We start from the raw sequence: 16,508 nt of genomic DNA, 5'->3' as shown, positions 1-16,508 counted from the left end.
CAACACCCGGGTCTCAATGGGTCTGACACCCGGGTGTCAGGTATGATGAGACCCGGGTGTCGTACAAGTTCCTATTGCATCAAAAGAAGTCTTCACTACCCTATTATTTAAAATTCACCTATACAGACATTTTTTCCCGTTTTACTGCCATAACTCCCCCACCAGCAGACTACTCTCAAAGCCGCATCATTTTCAAGCAAATAGACATTTAACATTCTGTTGAAAACTTCTCTGAAAGTTTTTTATGGAAAGTTGTGGGGAATTGTGGGGAATTTCATACTTTTACGGTCGCTTATTATAATAAGGTAATGATACGTTTTTTAGGAAATATTGAAGCCAGGGCGGACGCCAAAGGAAGGGTGTTCATACCCGCTACCTTCAGGAAGCAACTACAAGCAGCTTCCGAAGAAAGGCTTATTATGCGTAAAGACGTATTTCAGGACTGTTTGACCCTGTACCCCGAGAGCGTGTGGAACGAGGAGTTGAACGAGCTTCGCAGCAGGCTGAACAAATGGAACAGCAAACACCAACTCATTTTCAGACAGTTTGTGAGCGACGTTGAAGTGGTGACACCTGACAGCAACGGACGTATATTAATCCCCAAACGATATTTGCAGATTTGCAGCATTCATGGAGATATACGTTTTATCGGCATCGACAATAAGATAGAGATCTGGGCGAAAGAGCGGGCAGAACAGCCTTTCATGTCGCCTGAAGAGTTCGGTGCAGCATTAGAAGAAATTATGAACGATGATAATAGACAAGATGGAGAAAGATGAATTGACATACCATGTACCTGTATTGCTGAAAGAAAGCGTTGACGGGATGAATATCCAACCGGGCGGAACGTATGTAGACGTTACATTCGGAGGAGCGGGACATTCGCGCGAGATACTTTCACGACTCGGAGAAGGCGGACGTTTATTGGGATTCGACCAGGACGAGGACGCTGAACGGAACATTGTCAACGATCCTCACTTCATCTTCGTGCGCAGCAACTTCCGTTACCTGCAAAATTTCCTTCGCTATCACGACATCGAGCAGGTGGATGCAATCCTGGCCGACCTCGGCGTATCGTCCCATCATTTCGATGATAGCGAACGCGGCTTTTCTTTCCGTTTCGACGGAGCGCTGGATATGCGTATGAACAAGCGTGCCGGAATTACGGCAGCAGACATCGTGAATACTTACGAGGAAGAACGTCTTGCAAACCTCTTCTATCTGTACGGAGAGCTGAAGAATAGCCGCAAACTGGCTTCTGTCATCGTTAAAGCCAGAAGCGGACAGAATATCCGGACTATCGGTGAGTTTCTGGAAATCATCAAACCGCTTTTCGGTCGTGAACGCGAAAAGAAAGAGCTGGCAAAAGTGTTCCAGGCACTGCGGATCGAAGTAAATCAAGAGATGGAAGCGCTGAAAGAGATGTTGCAGGCAGCTACGGAAGCATTAAAGCCGGGCGGCAGACTGGTAGTAATCACTTATCATTCATTGGAAGACCGCATGGTGAAAAACATCATGAAGACGGGCAACGTAGAAGGAAAAGCAGAATCCGACTTCTTCGGAAATCTGCAAACGCCTTTCCGCCTTGTCAATAATAAGGTAATCGTCCCCGACGAGGCAGAAATAGAACGGAACCCACGGTCGAGAAGTGCCAAATTACGAATTGCAGAAAAGAAATAAAAAGATATGGAAGAAGAAGTAGTAAATAAGAAAACAGAAGAGGGCAAAAAGAAAAACCGCACCTCGCTGAAGAGTATTCTGGGTGGAGACATTCTGGCTACCGATTTTTTCCGCCGTCAAACGAAGTTGCTGGTACTTATCATGGTATTCATCATCTTCTACATTCACAATCGTTATGCCAGTCAACAGCAACAGATCGAGATAGACCGGCTGAAAAAGGAATTGATAGACATTAAATATGACGCACTGACGCGCAGCTCGGAACTGATGGAGAAGAGCCGCCAGTCACGCATTGAAGATTATATATCGAGCAAGGAAAGCGATTTGCAAACATCAACCCATCCTCCTTACCTTATTAAATAAGTGGAGAGTGGAGAGTTGAGAATTGAGAGTTTTTAAAAGACAAATACTGTGGCAGTTAATAAAAAGAACATAATGACCCGTTACTTCTTCGTCATCCTGTTGATGGCGTTGATAGGAATAGCTATTGTTGTAAAAGCAGGCATCACCATGTTTGCCGAACGACAATACTGGCAGGATGTGGCTGATCGTTTCGTAAAAGAGAATGTGACGGTGAAACCTAATCGTGGAAACATTATTTCTTCTGACGGTAAACTGATGGCCAGTTCGCTACCCGAGTACAGAATCTATATGGACTTTATGTCCGGTGAGAAGGACGAAAAACGCAGACGGAAAGATCAGGCACGCCGGGACTCCATCCTCAATGCCAATATGGATTCCATCTGTATCGGACTTCACAAGATATTCCCGGACAGGAGTGCAGCCCAATTCAAAGCACACCTCAAGAAAGGACGCCAGGCAAAAAGCCGTAATTATCTGATTTATCCGAAACGTATTTCCTATATACAATATAAAGAGGTAAAGAGACTGCCCGTCTTCTGTTTGAACCGGTATAAAGGCGGATTCAAAGAACAGGCTTATAATCAGCGCAAGAAACCTTTCGGTTCACTGGCTGCCCGTACGCTGGGAGATGTGTATGCAGATACAGCCAAAGGAGCCAGAAATGGTATCGAACTTGCTTTCGACACTATCCTGAAAGGACGGGACGGACTGACGCACCGCCAAAAAGTGATGAACAAATACCTGAACATTGTCGATGTGCCGCCGGTTGACGGTTGCGATTTGATTAGTACCATCGATGTAGGCATGCAGGATATTTGCGAGAAAGCATTGGTAGACAAGCTGAAAGAGCTGAATGCCAGCGTAGGTGTGGTGGTATTGATGGAAGTAGCTACCGGAGAAGTGAAAGCCATCGTCAACATGATGCAAGGCAAGGACGGCGAGTATTACGAAATGCGTAACAATGCCATCAGTGATATGCTTGAGCCGGGTTCTACTTTCAAGACGGCCTCCATTATGGTAGCTCTCGAAGACGGCAAGATTACTCCGGACTATGTGGTAGACACCGGCAACGGACAGATGCCGATGTACGGACGTGTCATGAAAGACCACAACTGGCACCGTGGAGGATATGGGAAGTTGACTGTTACAGAAATTCTGGGAGTATCGTCCAACGTCGGTACCTCTTATATTATAGATCATTTCTATGGTAGCAATCCACAGAAATTCGTAGACGGGTTAAAACGGATGAGTATCGACCAACCGCTTCACCTACAGATTTCAGGAGAAGGGAAGCCGAATATCCGTGGCCCGAAAGAACGTTATTTTGCAAAGACCACTTTGCCGTGGATGAGTATCGGATACGAGACACAGGTTCCTCCAATCAATATTCTGACGTTCTACAACGGAATAGCCAATAATGGAGTCAGTGTACGTCCGAAATTTGTCAAAGCTGCCGTGAAAGACGGGGAAGTCGTAAAAGAATATCCGACAGAGGTTATCAATCCTAAGATTTGTTCGGATAAGACTTTGGCACAGATTCGTGAAATACTGCGGAAAGTGGTTGGTGAAGGACTTGCCAAGCCTGCAGGGAGTAAGCAGTTCCACGTTTCAGGCAAAACGGGAACGGCGCAGATTTCACAGGGGGCAGCCGGATACAAAACGGGAAGAACGAATTACCTGGTTAGTTTCTGCGGATATTTTCCGTCAGAGGCACCTAAATATAGTATGATTGTCTCTATCCAGAAACCGGGCTTGCCGGCTTCGGGAGGTTTGATGGCAGGTAGTGTATTCAGCAAGATTGCGGAAAGAGTGTATGCCAAAGACCTGCGGTTGCCGCTTACCAATGCGATTGACACCAATTCCGTAGTCATTCCGAATGTAAAAGCCGGAGAGATGCGCGAAGCTCAACGGGTATTGGAGGAGCTGGAGATTAATATACAAGGTAAAGTTGCCGATTCTGGAAAAGAAGTGTGGGGGAATACGCACGTTGCTCCGCAAGCGGTGGTTCTTGAAAGCCGGAGCAATATGCAGAACTTTGTGCCGAGCGTGATAGGTATGGGAGCGAAAGACGCCGTATACTTGTTGGAAAGCAAAGGATTGAAAGTCAATCTGGTCGGGGTAGGCAAAGTGAAAAGCCAGTCGATAGCCAATGGAACCATCGTAAAGAAGGGACAAACGGTGACGCTGACGCTAAAGTAAAAATTAAAGATTAAAAATTAAATAGAGTGATGTTATTAAAGGAGTTACTGAAAGCGATCCAACCGGTAGAGGTAGCCGGAGATTCAGACATAGAAATCACCGGAGTCAATATTGACTCCCGTCTAGTGGAAGCCGGCCAACTGTTCATGGCAATGCGCGGCACACAAGCCGACGGCCACGCCTACATACCTGCTGCCATAGCGAAAGGAGCGACTGCTATCCTCTGCGAGGATATGCCGGAAGAACCTGTTGCGGGGATCACTTATATACAAGTCAAAGACAGTGAAGATGCGGTAGGAAAGATTGCTACTACTTTCTACGGCGACCCCACTTCCAAGATGGAACTGGTTGGCGTTACCGGAACGAACGGAAAAACAACAATCGCCACCTTATTATATAATACATTCCGTTATTTCGGATATAAGGTAGGGTTGATTTCTACCGTTTGCAATTATATCGACGACGAACCGATCCCGACAGAGCATACCACGCCCGATCCCATCACGTTGAACCGTCTATTGGGACGAATGGCGGATGAAGGATGCAAATATGTTTTCATGGAAGTCAGTTCACACTCCATTGCACAGAAACGTATCAGTGGATTAAAGTATGCAGGAGGGATCTTTACCAATCTGACCCGCGACCATCTCGACTATCATAAAACAGTAGAGAATTATCTGAAAGCAAAGAAGAAGTTCTTTGACGATCTGCCGAAAAGCGCATTCAGCCTGACTAATCTGGACGATAAGAACGGACTGGTGATGACACAGAATACACGTTCTAAGGTCTATACTTATTCATTAAGAAGCCTTTGTGACTTTAAAGGGCGGGTATTGGAGTCTCATTTTGAAGGAATGTTGCTCGACTTCAACAACCACGAGTTGGCAGTTCAGTTTATCGGCAAGTTCAATGCTTCCAATTTGCTGGCAGTATTCGGGGCAGCCGTTCTGTTGGGTAAGAAAGAAGAAGAGGTGCTTGTGGCCCTTAGCACGCTTCATCCGGTAGCCGGACGTTTCGATGCGGTCCGTTCTCCACAGGGAGTTACAGCGATTGTAGATTATGCGCATACTCCGGATGCACTTATTAATGTATTGAATGCCATACATGGAGTACTTGAAGGAAAAGGAAAAGTGATTACAGTGGTGGGTGCCGGTGGCAACCGTGATAAGGGCAAACGTCCCATCATGGCAAAAGAAGCTGCCAAAGCCAGCGACCGCGTCATCATCACTTCAGACAATCCGCGCTTCGAAGAGCCGCAAGACATCATCAACGATATGCTTGCCGGACTGGATGCGGAGGATATGAAGAAAACGCTAAGCATTGCCGACCGCAAAGAAGCGATTCGCACGGCTTGCATGCTGGCAGAAAAAGGAGATGTGATTCTCGTTGCCGGAAAAGGACACGAGAATTACCAGGAGATAAAAGGAGTAAAACATCATTTTGACGATAAAGAAGTACTCAAAGAAATTTTTAAATAATGAATAGATTGTGCTAATATGCCGACTGGTTCCGGTATTCATCCGGCAGAAGCGACATAGCAACACATCAATAAATTGGCAAATTATTTATGTTATATTATCTATTTGAATGGCTGCAAAAGCTCAATTTTCCAGGAGCGGGAATGTTCGGATATACTTCATTCCGTGCTTTGATGGCGGTGATCCTCGCGTTACTTATTTCAAGTATCTGGGGAGATAAGTTCATCAACCTACTCAAAAGGAAACAAATCACAGAAACGCAGCGTGATGCTAAAACGGACCCGTTCGGCGTCAACAAAGTAGGCGTGCCGAGCATGGGAGGTGTTATCATCATTGTAGCCATCCTGATTCCTTGTCTGTTGTTAGGCAAACTGCATAATATATATATGATATTGATGCTGATAACCACCGTATGGTTGGGATCGCTCGGCTTTGCAGACGACTATATCAAGATCTTTAAAAAAGACAAAGAAGGTTTGCATGGCAAATTCAAGATTATTGGTCAGGTCGGTTTGGGTTTAATTGTCGGAATGACTTTGTATCTAAGTCCGGACGTAGTGATCCGTGAGAATATCGAAGTTCATAATCCGGGACAGGAGATGGAAGTGATACACGGAACCAATGATTTGAAATCGACCCAGACAACGATTCCTTTTTTCAAGAGCAATAACCTTGATTATGCCGATTTGGTTTCTTTCATGGGCGAGCATGCGCAAACAGCCGGATGGATTTTGTTTGTCATCGTTACAATCATCGTGGTTACTGCCGTATCAAACGGTGCCAACCTGAATGACGGTATGGACGGAATGGCGGCCGGAAACTCGGCCATTATCGGCGCAACGCTGGGGATATTGGCGTATGTATCGTCACATATCGAGTTCGCAGGCTATCTGAACATCATGTATATTCCGGGTTCGGAAGAACTGGTAATCTATATCTGTGCTTTCATCGGTGCGCTTATCGGTTTCTTATGGTACAATGCTTATCCGGCACAAGTATTTATGGGAGACACAGGCAGCCTCACCATTGGCGGTATCATCGCAGTGTTCGCCATCATTATCCACAAAGAGTTGCTGATACCGATTCTTTGCGGTGTATTCCTGGTAGAGAATCTGTCGGTAATCCTGCAACGGGCTTATTATAAGGCAGGAAAGCGGAAAGGTGTAAAGCAGCGTTTGTTCAAGCGCACACCGATTCACGATCATTTCCGTACTTCAATGAGTCTGATCGAGCCGGGATGTACGGTGAAATTCACCAAGCCCGACCAGCTGTTCCACGAATCAAAGATTACCGTCCGTTTCTGGATTGTAACGATTGTATTGGCGGCAATAACAATTATAACATTAAAAATAAGATAGAATGAAGGCACGGATTACACGGATTAACGCAGTGTTAACTGCATAATCCCTTAAAACCGTGAAATCCGCGTCATCCGTGCCTTCATTAAAAATATAGAGAGCATTAACCCGATTATTAACTTTTAAAAGATGTGCGCAGCTAATAGATAAATCAATCGATTAGAAAACAAGGGCACATTATTGTAGATGAAAAGAATTGTAATTTTAGGAGCTGGCGAAAGCGGCGCAGGTGCAGCCGTACTCGCAAAAGTAAAAGGATTTGAGACGTTTGTTTCGGACATGTCCGCCATCAAGGACAAATATAAGGAACTTCTCGACAGCCATCAGATTGCCTGGGAAGAAGGACACCATACCGAAGAGCTCATTCTGAATGCCGACGAGGTTATCAAAAGCCCCGGTATCCCGAATGACGCCCCAATCATCCTGAAACTGAAAGCTCAAGGCACACCGGTGATCTCCGAGATTGAGTTTGCCGGACGCTATACTGATGCCAAAATGATCTGTATTACAGGTTCTAACGGAAAGACTACAACGACTTCCCTGATCTACCACATTTTCAAAAGCGCAGGTCTGAACGTAGGTTTGGCAGGCAACATCGGCAAAAGTCTTGCTTTGCAGGTAGCCGAAGATTACCATGACTATTATATTATCGAACTTAGCTCTTTCCAGCTGGATAATATGTATAACTTCCGTGCGAACATCGCCGTATTGATGAACATCACTCCGGACCATCTTGATCGCTACGACCACTGTATGCAGAATTACATCGACGCTAAATTCCGCATTACCCAAAACCAAACCCCGGACGATGCTTTCATCTTCTGGAATGACGACCCGATCATCAGACAAGAACTGGCGAAACACGGTCTGAAAGCTCACCTGTATCCTTTTGCCGCTGTAAAAGAAGACGGAGCGATCGCATACGTAGAAGATCACGAAGTGAAAATCACCGAACCGATTGCCTTCAACATGGAGCAGGAGGAACTGGCTCTGACAGGGCAACATAACCTATATAACTCTTTAGCCGCCGGTATCTCGGCAAACCTTGCCGGCATTGCCAAAGAAAACATCCGTAAAGCCCTCTCCGACTTCAAGGGAGTAGAGCATCGGTTGGAAAAGGTGGCACGTGTCCGCGGAATTGATTTCATCAACGACTCTAAAGCAACGAATGTCAACTCCTGCTGGTATGCCCTGCAAAGCATGACTACCAAAACGGTATTGATCCTCGGTGGTAAAGATAAAGGCAACGACTATACTGAAATTGAAGACCTGGTACGCGAAAAGTGTTCGGCACTGGTATACCTGGGACTTCATAACGAAAAACTTCACGAATTCTTCGACCGTTTCGGCCTGCCCGTAGCAGACGTACAAACCGGAATGAAGGACGCCGTAGAAGCAGCCTACAAACTGGCAAAGAAAGGTGAAACGGTATTATTGAGCCCTTGCTGCGCCTCTTTCGACCTCTTCAAGAGCTATGAAGACCGTGGCGACCAGTTTAAGGAATGTGTCCGTGCCCTTTAATTTCTAATTATTAATTTTTAATTGCTACAAGATTGGATTTATTAAAGAACATATTCAAAGGTGACAAGGTAATCTGGATTATCTTCCTCTGTCTCTGCCTCATCTCTATTATCGAGGTGTTCTCGGCAGCGTCGACACTGACTTACAAAAGTGGCGACCATTGGGGACCGATTACACAACACTCCATCATCCTGATGGTAGGTGCTGTGGTAGTAGTGTTTCTGCATAATGTTCCCTACAAATGGTTCCAGGTATTTCCGGTCTTTTTGTATCCGATTTCCCTGGTTCTATTGGCATTTGTCACGCTGATGGGTATCATCACAGGGGACCGTGTCAACGGGGCAGCCCGTTGGATGACCTTTATGGGATTACAGTTCCAGCCTTCGGAATTGGCAAAGATGGCGGTTATCATTGCCGTCTCATTCATCCTGTCCAAAAGGCAGGACGAATACGGAGCCAACCCGAACGCCTTCAAATATATCATGATCCTCACCGGACTGGTATTCCTGCTTATCGCACCGGAAAACCTTTCGACAGCAATGCTGCTTTTCGGAGTAGTATGCATGATGATGTTTATCGGCCGGGTGTCAGCAAAAAAGCTATTCGGAATGTTGGGGATATTGGCACTTGTGGGCGGTGTTGCCGTAGGTATACTGATGGCTATTCCCGCAAAAACGCTGCATAACACTCCGGGACTTCACCGTTTCGAAACGTGGCAGAATCGTGTTTCCGGCTTCTTTGAGAAGGAGGAAGTGCCGGCTGCCAAATTTGATATTGACAAAGATGCACAGGTGGCGCACGCACGCATCGCCATTGCTACCAGCCATGTAGTCGGCAAAGGTCCGGGAAACTCGATACAACGTGACTTCCTTAGTCAGGCATTCTCCGATTTTATCTTTGCGATTGTGATTGAAGAAATGGGATTGATCGGAGGAATATTCGTGGTGTTCCTCTATCTATGGCTGCTGATGCGAGCCGGACGAATCGCCCAGAAATGCGAGCGAACCTTCCCCGCCTTTCTCGTTATGGGCATTGCGTTGCTACTGGTATCGCAAGCAATATTGAATATGATGGTTGCCGTCGGATTATTCCCCGTCACCGGCCAGCCCCTGCCTTTAGTCAGCAAAGGAGGTACAAGTACGTTAATCAACTGCGCTTATATCGGTATGATATTAAGTGTAAGCCGATATACCGCCCATCTGGAAGAACAAAAAGCGCACGATGCACAGATCCAACTGCAATTAGAGGCAGATGCAGCTGCAAGTTCCGAGGCACAGACTGCCGCCGAACCGACAGCACAGATTCTGAACAGCGATGCCAAGTTTGAAGATGAGCATGATATTGATAAACGGTAAGTGATGAACGGTGAGTGGTGAACGAAAAACGTTGAACAACGGATAGAAAAAAGAATTAGGATGGAAAAAGAACTTAGAATTATTATCAGTGGTGGAGGAACAGGAGGGCATATCTTTCCTGCCGTCTCTATCGCAAACGCTATAATAGAGCTACGCCCCGACGCAGAAATTCTCTTTGTAGGTGCTGAAGGACGTATGGAAATGCAACGGGTTCCCGATGCAGGCTACCGTATTATCGGGCTTCCGATTGCCGGATTCGACCGCAAACGTTTATGGAAAAATGTATCTGTATTGATTAAACTGATGCGCAGCCAGTGGAAAGCACGCAAAGTTATCAAGGACTTCCGCCCACAAGTGGCGGTAGGCGTAGGCGGATATGCAAGCGGACCTACATTGAAGACTGCCGGAATGATGGGAGTACCGACATTAATCCAGGAACAAAACTCTTATGCCGGAGTGACCAATAAGCTCCTGGCACAGAAAGCAAAAGTGATTTGTGTAGCTTATGACGGAATGGAAAAGTTCTTCCCTGCCGACAAGATTATTATGACGGGGAATCCTGTCCGCCAAAACCTGACAAAGGATATGCCGTCTAAAGAAGAAGCATTGCGTTCCTTCAACTTACAGCCCGGCAAAAAAACGATTCTGATTGTAGGCGGCAGTCTAGGTGCACGTACCATCAACAATACGCTGACAGCCGGACTGGCAACCATCAAAGAAAACACGGACGTGCAATTCATCTGGCAAACGGGCAAATACTATTACCCGCAAGTGAAAGAAGCCGTGAAAGCTGCAGGTGCACTTCCGAACTTATATGTAACGGATTTCATCAAAGACATGGCAGCCGCATACGCAGCAGCCGATCTTGTGATTTCCCGTGCGGGGGCAGGTTCCATTTCAGAGTTCTGCCTGTTACATAAACCTGTTATCTTAGTGCCTTCGCCCAACGTAGCGGAAGACCATCAGACTAAGAATGCCTTAGCATTGGTGAATAAGCAGGCAGCTATCTACGTCAAAGATAGTGAAGCGGAAACAACCTTGATGGATGTAGCATTATCCACCGTCAATGACGAACAGAAACTGAAAGAACTGAAAGAGAATATCGCCAAGCTGGCTTTGCCCGATTCTGCGAGAATCATCGCACAGGAGGTTATCAAACTGGCGGAAGTAAAGAGCTGATAAACAGAAGCAAAAAACAGATAAATAGATTATCGGATTGCACACAGGTTGAAGTAGCGGTATAGCTCCGGGATCAAACGACGTAATCCGTACTAAAATAAAAAACAGAAGAAATGAATATAGAAACGATAAAATCAGTCTATTTCGTAGGTGCCGGCGGCATCGGTATGAGTGCACTTGTACGCTACTTCCTCTTCAAAGGCAAGGTAGTGGCCGGATATGACCGTACCCCTACTCCATTGACTGAAACCCTGATCGCTGAAGGTGCACAAATACATTATGAAGAAAACGTCGACCTGATTCCCGAAGCCTGCAAAGACAAGGAAAGCACGTTAGTCATATACACGCCCGCCGTTCCGCAGGAACATGAAGAAATCGTTTATTTTCGCAACAACGGATTCGAAATACAGAAACGCGCCCAAGTATTGGGAACGATTACCCATTCGAGCAAAGGTCTGTGCGTGGCAGGTACTCACGGAAAAACAACCACATCGACGATGACAGCCCATTTGCTCCATCAATCGCACGTGGAATGTACCGCTTTTCTCGGAGGAATCTCGAAGAACTACGGCACCAACCTGCTACTCTCTCAAACAAGCCCTTACACGGTGATTGAAGCAGATGAGTTCGACCGTTCTTTCCACTGGCTGTCGCCCTATATGACCGTAATTACATCTACCGACCCCGATCATTTGGACATCTATGGCACAGAACAAGCCTACCTGGAAAGTTTCGAGCATTATACCACGCTTATCCAACCGGGTGGCGCACTGATTATCCGCAAAGGCATCTCCCTGCAACCAAAAGTGCAGCCGGGTGTTCGTGTCTATACTTACTCACGTGACGAAGGCGACTTCCATGCAGAAAACATCCGCATCGGAAACGGAGAAATATTCATCGACTTTGTTGCCCCGGACACCCGTATCAACGATATTCAACTGGGAATTCCGGTTAGCATCAACATAGAAAATGGCGTAGCCGCCATGGCATTGGCACACCTTAACGGGGCGACCGATGAAGAAATAAAAAGAGGCATGGCAAGTTTCCGCGGAGTAGACCGCCGGTTCGACTTCAAGATCAAGAACGACCGTATCGTCTTTTTGAGTGACTACGCCCACCACCCCTCTGAAATCAAACAAAGCGTGTTGTCTATGCGCGAACTTTACAAGGACAAGAAGATCACAGCCATCTTCCAGCCGCATCTCTATACCCGCACCCGCGACTTCTATCAAGATTTTGCCGATAGCCTGTCGCTACTCGACGAAGTGATTCTGGTAGACATCTATCCGGCACGTGAAGCACCGATTCCGGGCGTCACCAGCAAACTGATTTATGATAATCTCCGTCCGGGTATTGAAAAAAGTATGTGCAAAAAGGAAGATATACTGAACATTCTGAAAGATAAAAACATTGAAGTATTAATCACTTTGGGGGCTGGAGACATTGACAACTATGTCCCTGAAATAAAGGAACTATTAGAAACAAAAAAATTAAGAATGAATAATGAAGAATGAAGAATCTCTATCCAGCGTATTGATGCGCAGCAATTCTTCATTCTTCATTCTTAATTCTTCATTAATAAAAAAACTATGGTAAAGAGAATCCTTCTATCCATCGTCATGCTGGTGCTTATAGCCTACCTCGCCGTAGCTATCACCGCATTCAACCGCAAGCCTGCCGACCAGACCTGCCGTGACATGGAATTGGTTATCAAGGATACCGCATACGCCGGCTTCATCACCAAAGAAGAGCTGAAAGGTATCCTTCAGCACAAAGGGATCTACCCCATCGGGAAGAAGATGGAGCGCATCTCTACCAAGTCACTGGAACGGGAACTAAGCAAACATCCGTTGATTGACGAAGCCGAGTGTTACAAAACACCCAGCGGCAAAGTATGCGTGGAAGTGACACAACGTATCCCTATTCTTCGGGTGATGAGCTCCAACGGTCAGAATTACTACCTTGACAACAAAGGAACCATCATGCCACCGGATGCAAAATGCGTCGCTCACCGGGTAATTGTCACCGGAAACGTAGAAAAGTCGTTTGCAATGAAGGATTTATATAAGTTTGGTGTATTTTTGCATAATAATAAATTCTGGGACGCCCAGATAGAACAGATTCATGTGTTGCCCGACCAGAACATCGAATTGGTGCCGCGTGTGGGAGACCATCTCGTCTATCTCGGAAAACTGGAAAACTTTGAAGATAAACTGGCACGTTTGAAGGAGTTCTACAAGAAAGGACTCAACCGGGTAGGCTGGAACAAATATTCGCGTATCAATCTCGAATTCAACAACCAAATTATCTGCACCAAACGAGAATAGATAATAAATGATAGTTGATAATTGATAGTTGACAGACGAGGAGTGAACAATCTTTTTTCAATCGTAAATTGTAAATCGTAAAATCGTAAATAAATATATATGGCAACAACAGAATTTATCGCCGCTATTGAACTTGGTTCATCGAAGATAACCGGTGTGGCCGGAAGAAAGAACAGTGACGGAAGTATGCAGGTATTAGCGTATGCCCAGGAAGACTCTTCTACGTTTATTCGTAAAGGAGTTATTTTCAATCTGGACAAGACAGCGCAAAGCCTGACCTCGATCATCAACAGACTGGAAGGTGAGTTGAAAAACTCAATTGCCAAGGTATATGTAGGCATCGGCGGACAATCACTCCGCACAGTCCGCAATGTAGTAAGCCGCGACCTGGAAGAAGAAGCCATCATATCCGAAGAACTTGTAAGCGCTATCGGTGATGAAAACATTGCCATCCCGGTGGTTGATATGGATATACTGGACGTAGCTCCGCAAGAATACAAGGTGGGCAATAATCTGCAAGCCAACCCGGTAGGTCTGGTAGGAAGCCACATCGAAGGACGTTTCCTCAACATCGTTGCCCGTGCTTCCGTACGCAAGAATCTGGAGCATTGCTTCCAACAGGCAAAAATCGATATTGCCGACCAACTGATCGCCCCGCTAGTAACAGCCAATGCCGTACTGACAGAAAGCGAACGCCGTTCGGGTTGTGCACTGATCGACTTCGGAGCAGATACGACTACCATCTCTGTATATAAGAATAACATTCTCCGCTTCCTCACCGTATTACCTTTGGGAGGCAACAGCATCACGCGTGACATCACCACCCTGCAAATGGAGGAGGAAGAAGCCGAACGCCTGAAAAAAGCCTACGGTGACGCCCTCTACGAAGAAGACCCCGAACAAGAGGAAGAAGCTACCTGCAAACTGGAGGATGACAACCGTATCATCAAAGTGGCAGACCTTAATAATATCATCGAAGCCCGTGCCGAAGAAATCGTTGCCAACGTATGGAACCAGATTCAGCTATCCGGCTACGAAGACAAACTGCTGGCAGGACTTATCCTGACAGGAGGAGCCGCCAACCTGAAGAACTTGGACGAAACCTTGCGCAAACGCAGCAAGATAGAAAAGATACGGATGGCGAAACTTCCACGCAATACGGTCCATGCCCCCAACAATATACTAAAAAAAGACGGTTCACAGAACACATTGTTCGGTCTACTGTTTGAAGGGAACCAAAACTGTTGCCTGACTGAAACCGCCCCGCAAGCTGCTGCTCCTGTACCGCCAGTCTCCAAACCGGAGCCGGAAGTGCATAGGACCGCAGACATATTTGAAGACGACCAGGAGCTGAAGGAACAGGCCCGCCTCGCCCGCCTCAAGAAAGAGGAAGAAGAGCGTGAAGCCAAGTTAGCTGCTAAAGAAGCGGAAAAACTTCGCAAGCAAAAGGAAAAGGAAGAGAAAGAAAGACGGAAAAGAGAAGCCGGTCCGAGCTGGATTCAGCGCAAGATCGACTCGTTGACGAAAGAAATCTTCTCCGACGACGATATGAAGTGATTTATGATTTATGAATTATGAGTTATGAGTTGGCTGCGCGCTATATCATAAATCATAAATCATAACTTATAAATCAAGATTCAAAAATCAGAGTTCAGAAACCAGAAATCATAAATCAGAAATCATATTATTATGGACGAGATAGTACAATTCGATTTCCCGACAGATTCACCGAAGATCATCAAAGTGATTGGTGTAGGTGGTGGTGGTGGTAATGCTGTAAACCACATGTACCGGGAAGGCATCCATGATGTAACGTTCGTTCTTTGCAACACGGACAACCAGGCATTGGCCGAATCACCTGTCCCGGTGAAACTGCAACTGGGCCGTAGCATCACGCAAGGGCTTGGAGCCGGCAACCGTCCCGAACGGGCACGCGACGCCGCTGAAGAAAGTATAGAAGATATCAAGGCACAACTGAACGACGGCACCAAGATGGTATTCATCACCGCCGGAATGGGAGGAGGAACCGGAACAGGAGCTGCCCCGGTCATCGCCCGCATTGCGAAGGAAATGGATATTCTGACTGTCGGTATCGTCACCATCCCCTTTATCTTCGAAGGAGAAAAGAAAATCATCCAGGCACTGGACGGCGTCGAACGTATCGCCCAGCACGTTGATGCCCTATTGGTTATCAACAACGAACGCCTGCGCGAAATATACGCCGACCTTACCTTTATGAATGCCTTCGGCAAGGCCGATGACACTCTTTCCATCGCTGCCAAGAGCATTGCCGAGATTATCACCATGCGTGGTACGGTCAACCTCGACTTTGCCGATGTGAAAACCATCCTGAAAGATGGCGGAGTAGCGATCATGAGTACCGGATTCGGCGAAGGAGAAAATCGTGTGACGAAAGCAATCGATGATGCCCTGCATTCTCCGTTGCTCAACAACAACGATATTTTCAATGCCAAGAAGGTTATGTTGAACGTTTCTTTCTGCCCGTCATCCGAACTAATGATGGAGGAAATGAACGAGATACACGAGTTCATGAGCAAATTCCGCGAAGGAGTGGAAGTGATCTGGGGTGTTGCCATCGACAACTCACTGGATACAAAAGTAAAGATCACCGTATTGGCAACCGGATTCGGTGTAGAAGACGTCCCCGGAATGGACAGCCTGCATGCTGCACGCAGCCAGGAAGAGGAAGAACGCCAACTGCAACTGGAAGAGGAAAAAGAGAAGAACAAAGAACGTATCCGCAAGGCATACGGCGAAAGTGCCAGCAATATCGGAAGCAAGAGCCTCCGCAAACGCCGTCACATCTATCTTTTCAACACGGAAGATTTGGACAACGACGATATCATCGCCATGGTAGAAGATTCTCCCACGTACATGCGTGATAAGACGACTCTTACTAAAATCCGGACAAAAGCTGCATTGGAAGAAGAAGTGGCAACAGAAGAAGCTACGGATGATAACGGCGTAATTACATTCTAAACAAAGAGTTTAAGAACGAAAATTATAGTCCCACAGCATCAGGCTTCA

13 protein-coding genes are annotated in these 16,508 nt (G+C 46.4%); all 13 read left to right on the top strand.

Annotation, left to right across the window (positions count from 1 at the left end):
• Positions 1-308: 308 nt before the first annotated feature.
• The 13 genes from mraZ (at position 309) to ftsZ (ending at position 16,460) form a co-directional block, all read left to right on the top strand.
• Positions 309-779 (top strand): division/cell wall cluster transcriptional repressor MraZ, encoded by a 471-nt coding sequence (gene mraZ / locus HMPREF0106_RS19235; protein WP_004315379.1) that lies wholly within the window; start codon positions 309-311, stop codon positions 777-779.
• Positions 766-1,680, top strand: a complete 915-nt coding sequence (gene rsmH / locus HMPREF0106_RS19240; RefSeq protein WP_009039163.1) for a 16S rRNA (cytosine(1402)-N(4))-methyltransferase RsmH — start codon at positions 766-768, stop codon at positions 1,678-1,680. Before mraZ ends, rsmH begins: the two co-directional genes overlap by 14 nt.
• A 6-nt stretch (positions 1,681-1,686) precedes the next feature.
• Positions 1,687-2,043 carry an FtsL-like putative cell division protein gene (locus HMPREF0106_RS19245; RefSeq protein ID WP_009039162.1) on the top strand — a complete coding sequence of 119 codons (357 nt, stop codon included), beginning with the start codon at positions 1,687-1,689 and terminating at the stop codon, positions 2,041-2,043.
• A gap of 72 nt (positions 2,044-2,115) precedes the next feature.
• Positions 2,116-4,242: a penicillin-binding protein gene (locus HMPREF0106_RS19250; protein ID WP_032851055.1), complete on the top strand. Its 2,127-nt coding sequence runs from the start codon at positions 2,116-2,118 to the stop codon at positions 4,240-4,242.
• Positions 4,243-4,271: 29 nt separating this feature from the next.
• On the top strand, positions 4,272-5,720 hold the full coding sequence (locus HMPREF0106_RS19255) for a UDP-N-acetylmuramoyl-L-alanyl-D-glutamate--2,6-diaminopimelate ligase (RefSeq protein ID WP_009039160.1): 1,449 nt from the start codon (positions 4,272-4,274) through the stop codon (positions 5,718-5,720).
• An 89-nt stretch (positions 5,721-5,809) separates the two neighbouring features.
• A complete protein-coding gene (locus tag HMPREF0106_RS19260; protein ID WP_004315389.1) occupies positions 5,810-7,078 on the top strand; it encodes a phospho-N-acetylmuramoyl-pentapeptide-transferase in 1,269 nt (422 codons plus the stop codon).
• Between the two features lie 186 nt (positions 7,079-7,264).
• The gene (gene murD, locus HMPREF0106_RS19265) at positions 7,265-8,599 is read left to right on the top strand and encodes a UDP-N-acetylmuramoyl-L-alanine--D-glutamate ligase (RefSeq protein ID WP_004298208.1); all 1,335 of its coding nucleotides are present in this window, start codon (positions 7,265-7,267) and stop codon (positions 8,597-8,599) included.
• Positions 8,600-8,631: 32 nt separating this feature from the next.
• Entirely contained in the window at positions 8,632-9,954 is a 1,323-nt protein-coding gene (locus HMPREF0106_RS19270) for an FtsW/RodA/SpoVE family cell cycle protein (RefSeq protein ID WP_008024120.1), read from the top strand.
• Positions 9,955-10,014: 60 nt separating this feature from the next.
• Positions 10,015-11,133: an undecaprenyldiphospho-muramoylpentapeptide beta-N-acetylglucosaminyltransferase gene (gene murG, locus HMPREF0106_RS19275; protein WP_009039159.1), complete on the top strand. Its 1,119-nt coding sequence runs from the start codon at positions 10,015-10,017 to the stop codon at positions 11,131-11,133.
• A 113-nt stretch (positions 11,134-11,246) separates the two neighbouring features.
• The gene (murC, locus tag HMPREF0106_RS19280; RefSeq protein ID WP_009039158.1) at positions 11,247-12,647 is read left to right on the top strand and encodes a UDP-N-acetylmuramate--L-alanine ligase; all 1,401 of its coding nucleotides are present in this window, start codon (positions 11,247-11,249) and stop codon (positions 12,645-12,647) included.
• Positions 12,648-12,722: 75 nt separating this feature from the next.
• Positions 12,723-13,460, top strand: a complete 738-nt coding sequence (locus HMPREF0106_RS19285; protein ID WP_008024115.1) for a cell division protein FtsQ/DivIB — start codon at positions 12,723-12,725, stop codon at positions 13,458-13,460.
• A 99-nt stretch (positions 13,461-13,559) separates the two neighbouring features.
• Positions 13,560-15,017 (top strand): cell division protein FtsA, encoded by a 1,458-nt coding sequence (ftsA, locus tag HMPREF0106_RS19290; protein ID WP_004315397.1) that lies wholly within the window; start codon positions 13,560-13,562, stop codon positions 15,015-15,017.
• A gap of 132 nt (positions 15,018-15,149) precedes the next feature.
• The gene (gene ftsZ, locus HMPREF0106_RS19295; protein WP_004309506.1) at positions 15,150-16,460 is read left to right on the top strand and encodes a cell division protein FtsZ; all 1,311 of its coding nucleotides are present in this window, start codon (positions 15,150-15,152) and stop codon (positions 16,458-16,460) included.
• Positions 16,461-16,508 lie beyond the last annotated feature (48 nt).

It is taken from the genome of Bacteroides sp. D22, from assembly GCF_000163675.1.
Classification (GTDB): domain Bacteria; phylum Bacteroidota; class Bacteroidia; order Bacteroidales; family Bacteroidaceae; genus Bacteroides; species Bacteroides xylanisolvens.
This window is presented reverse-complemented; position numbering and strand designations above follow the sequence as displayed.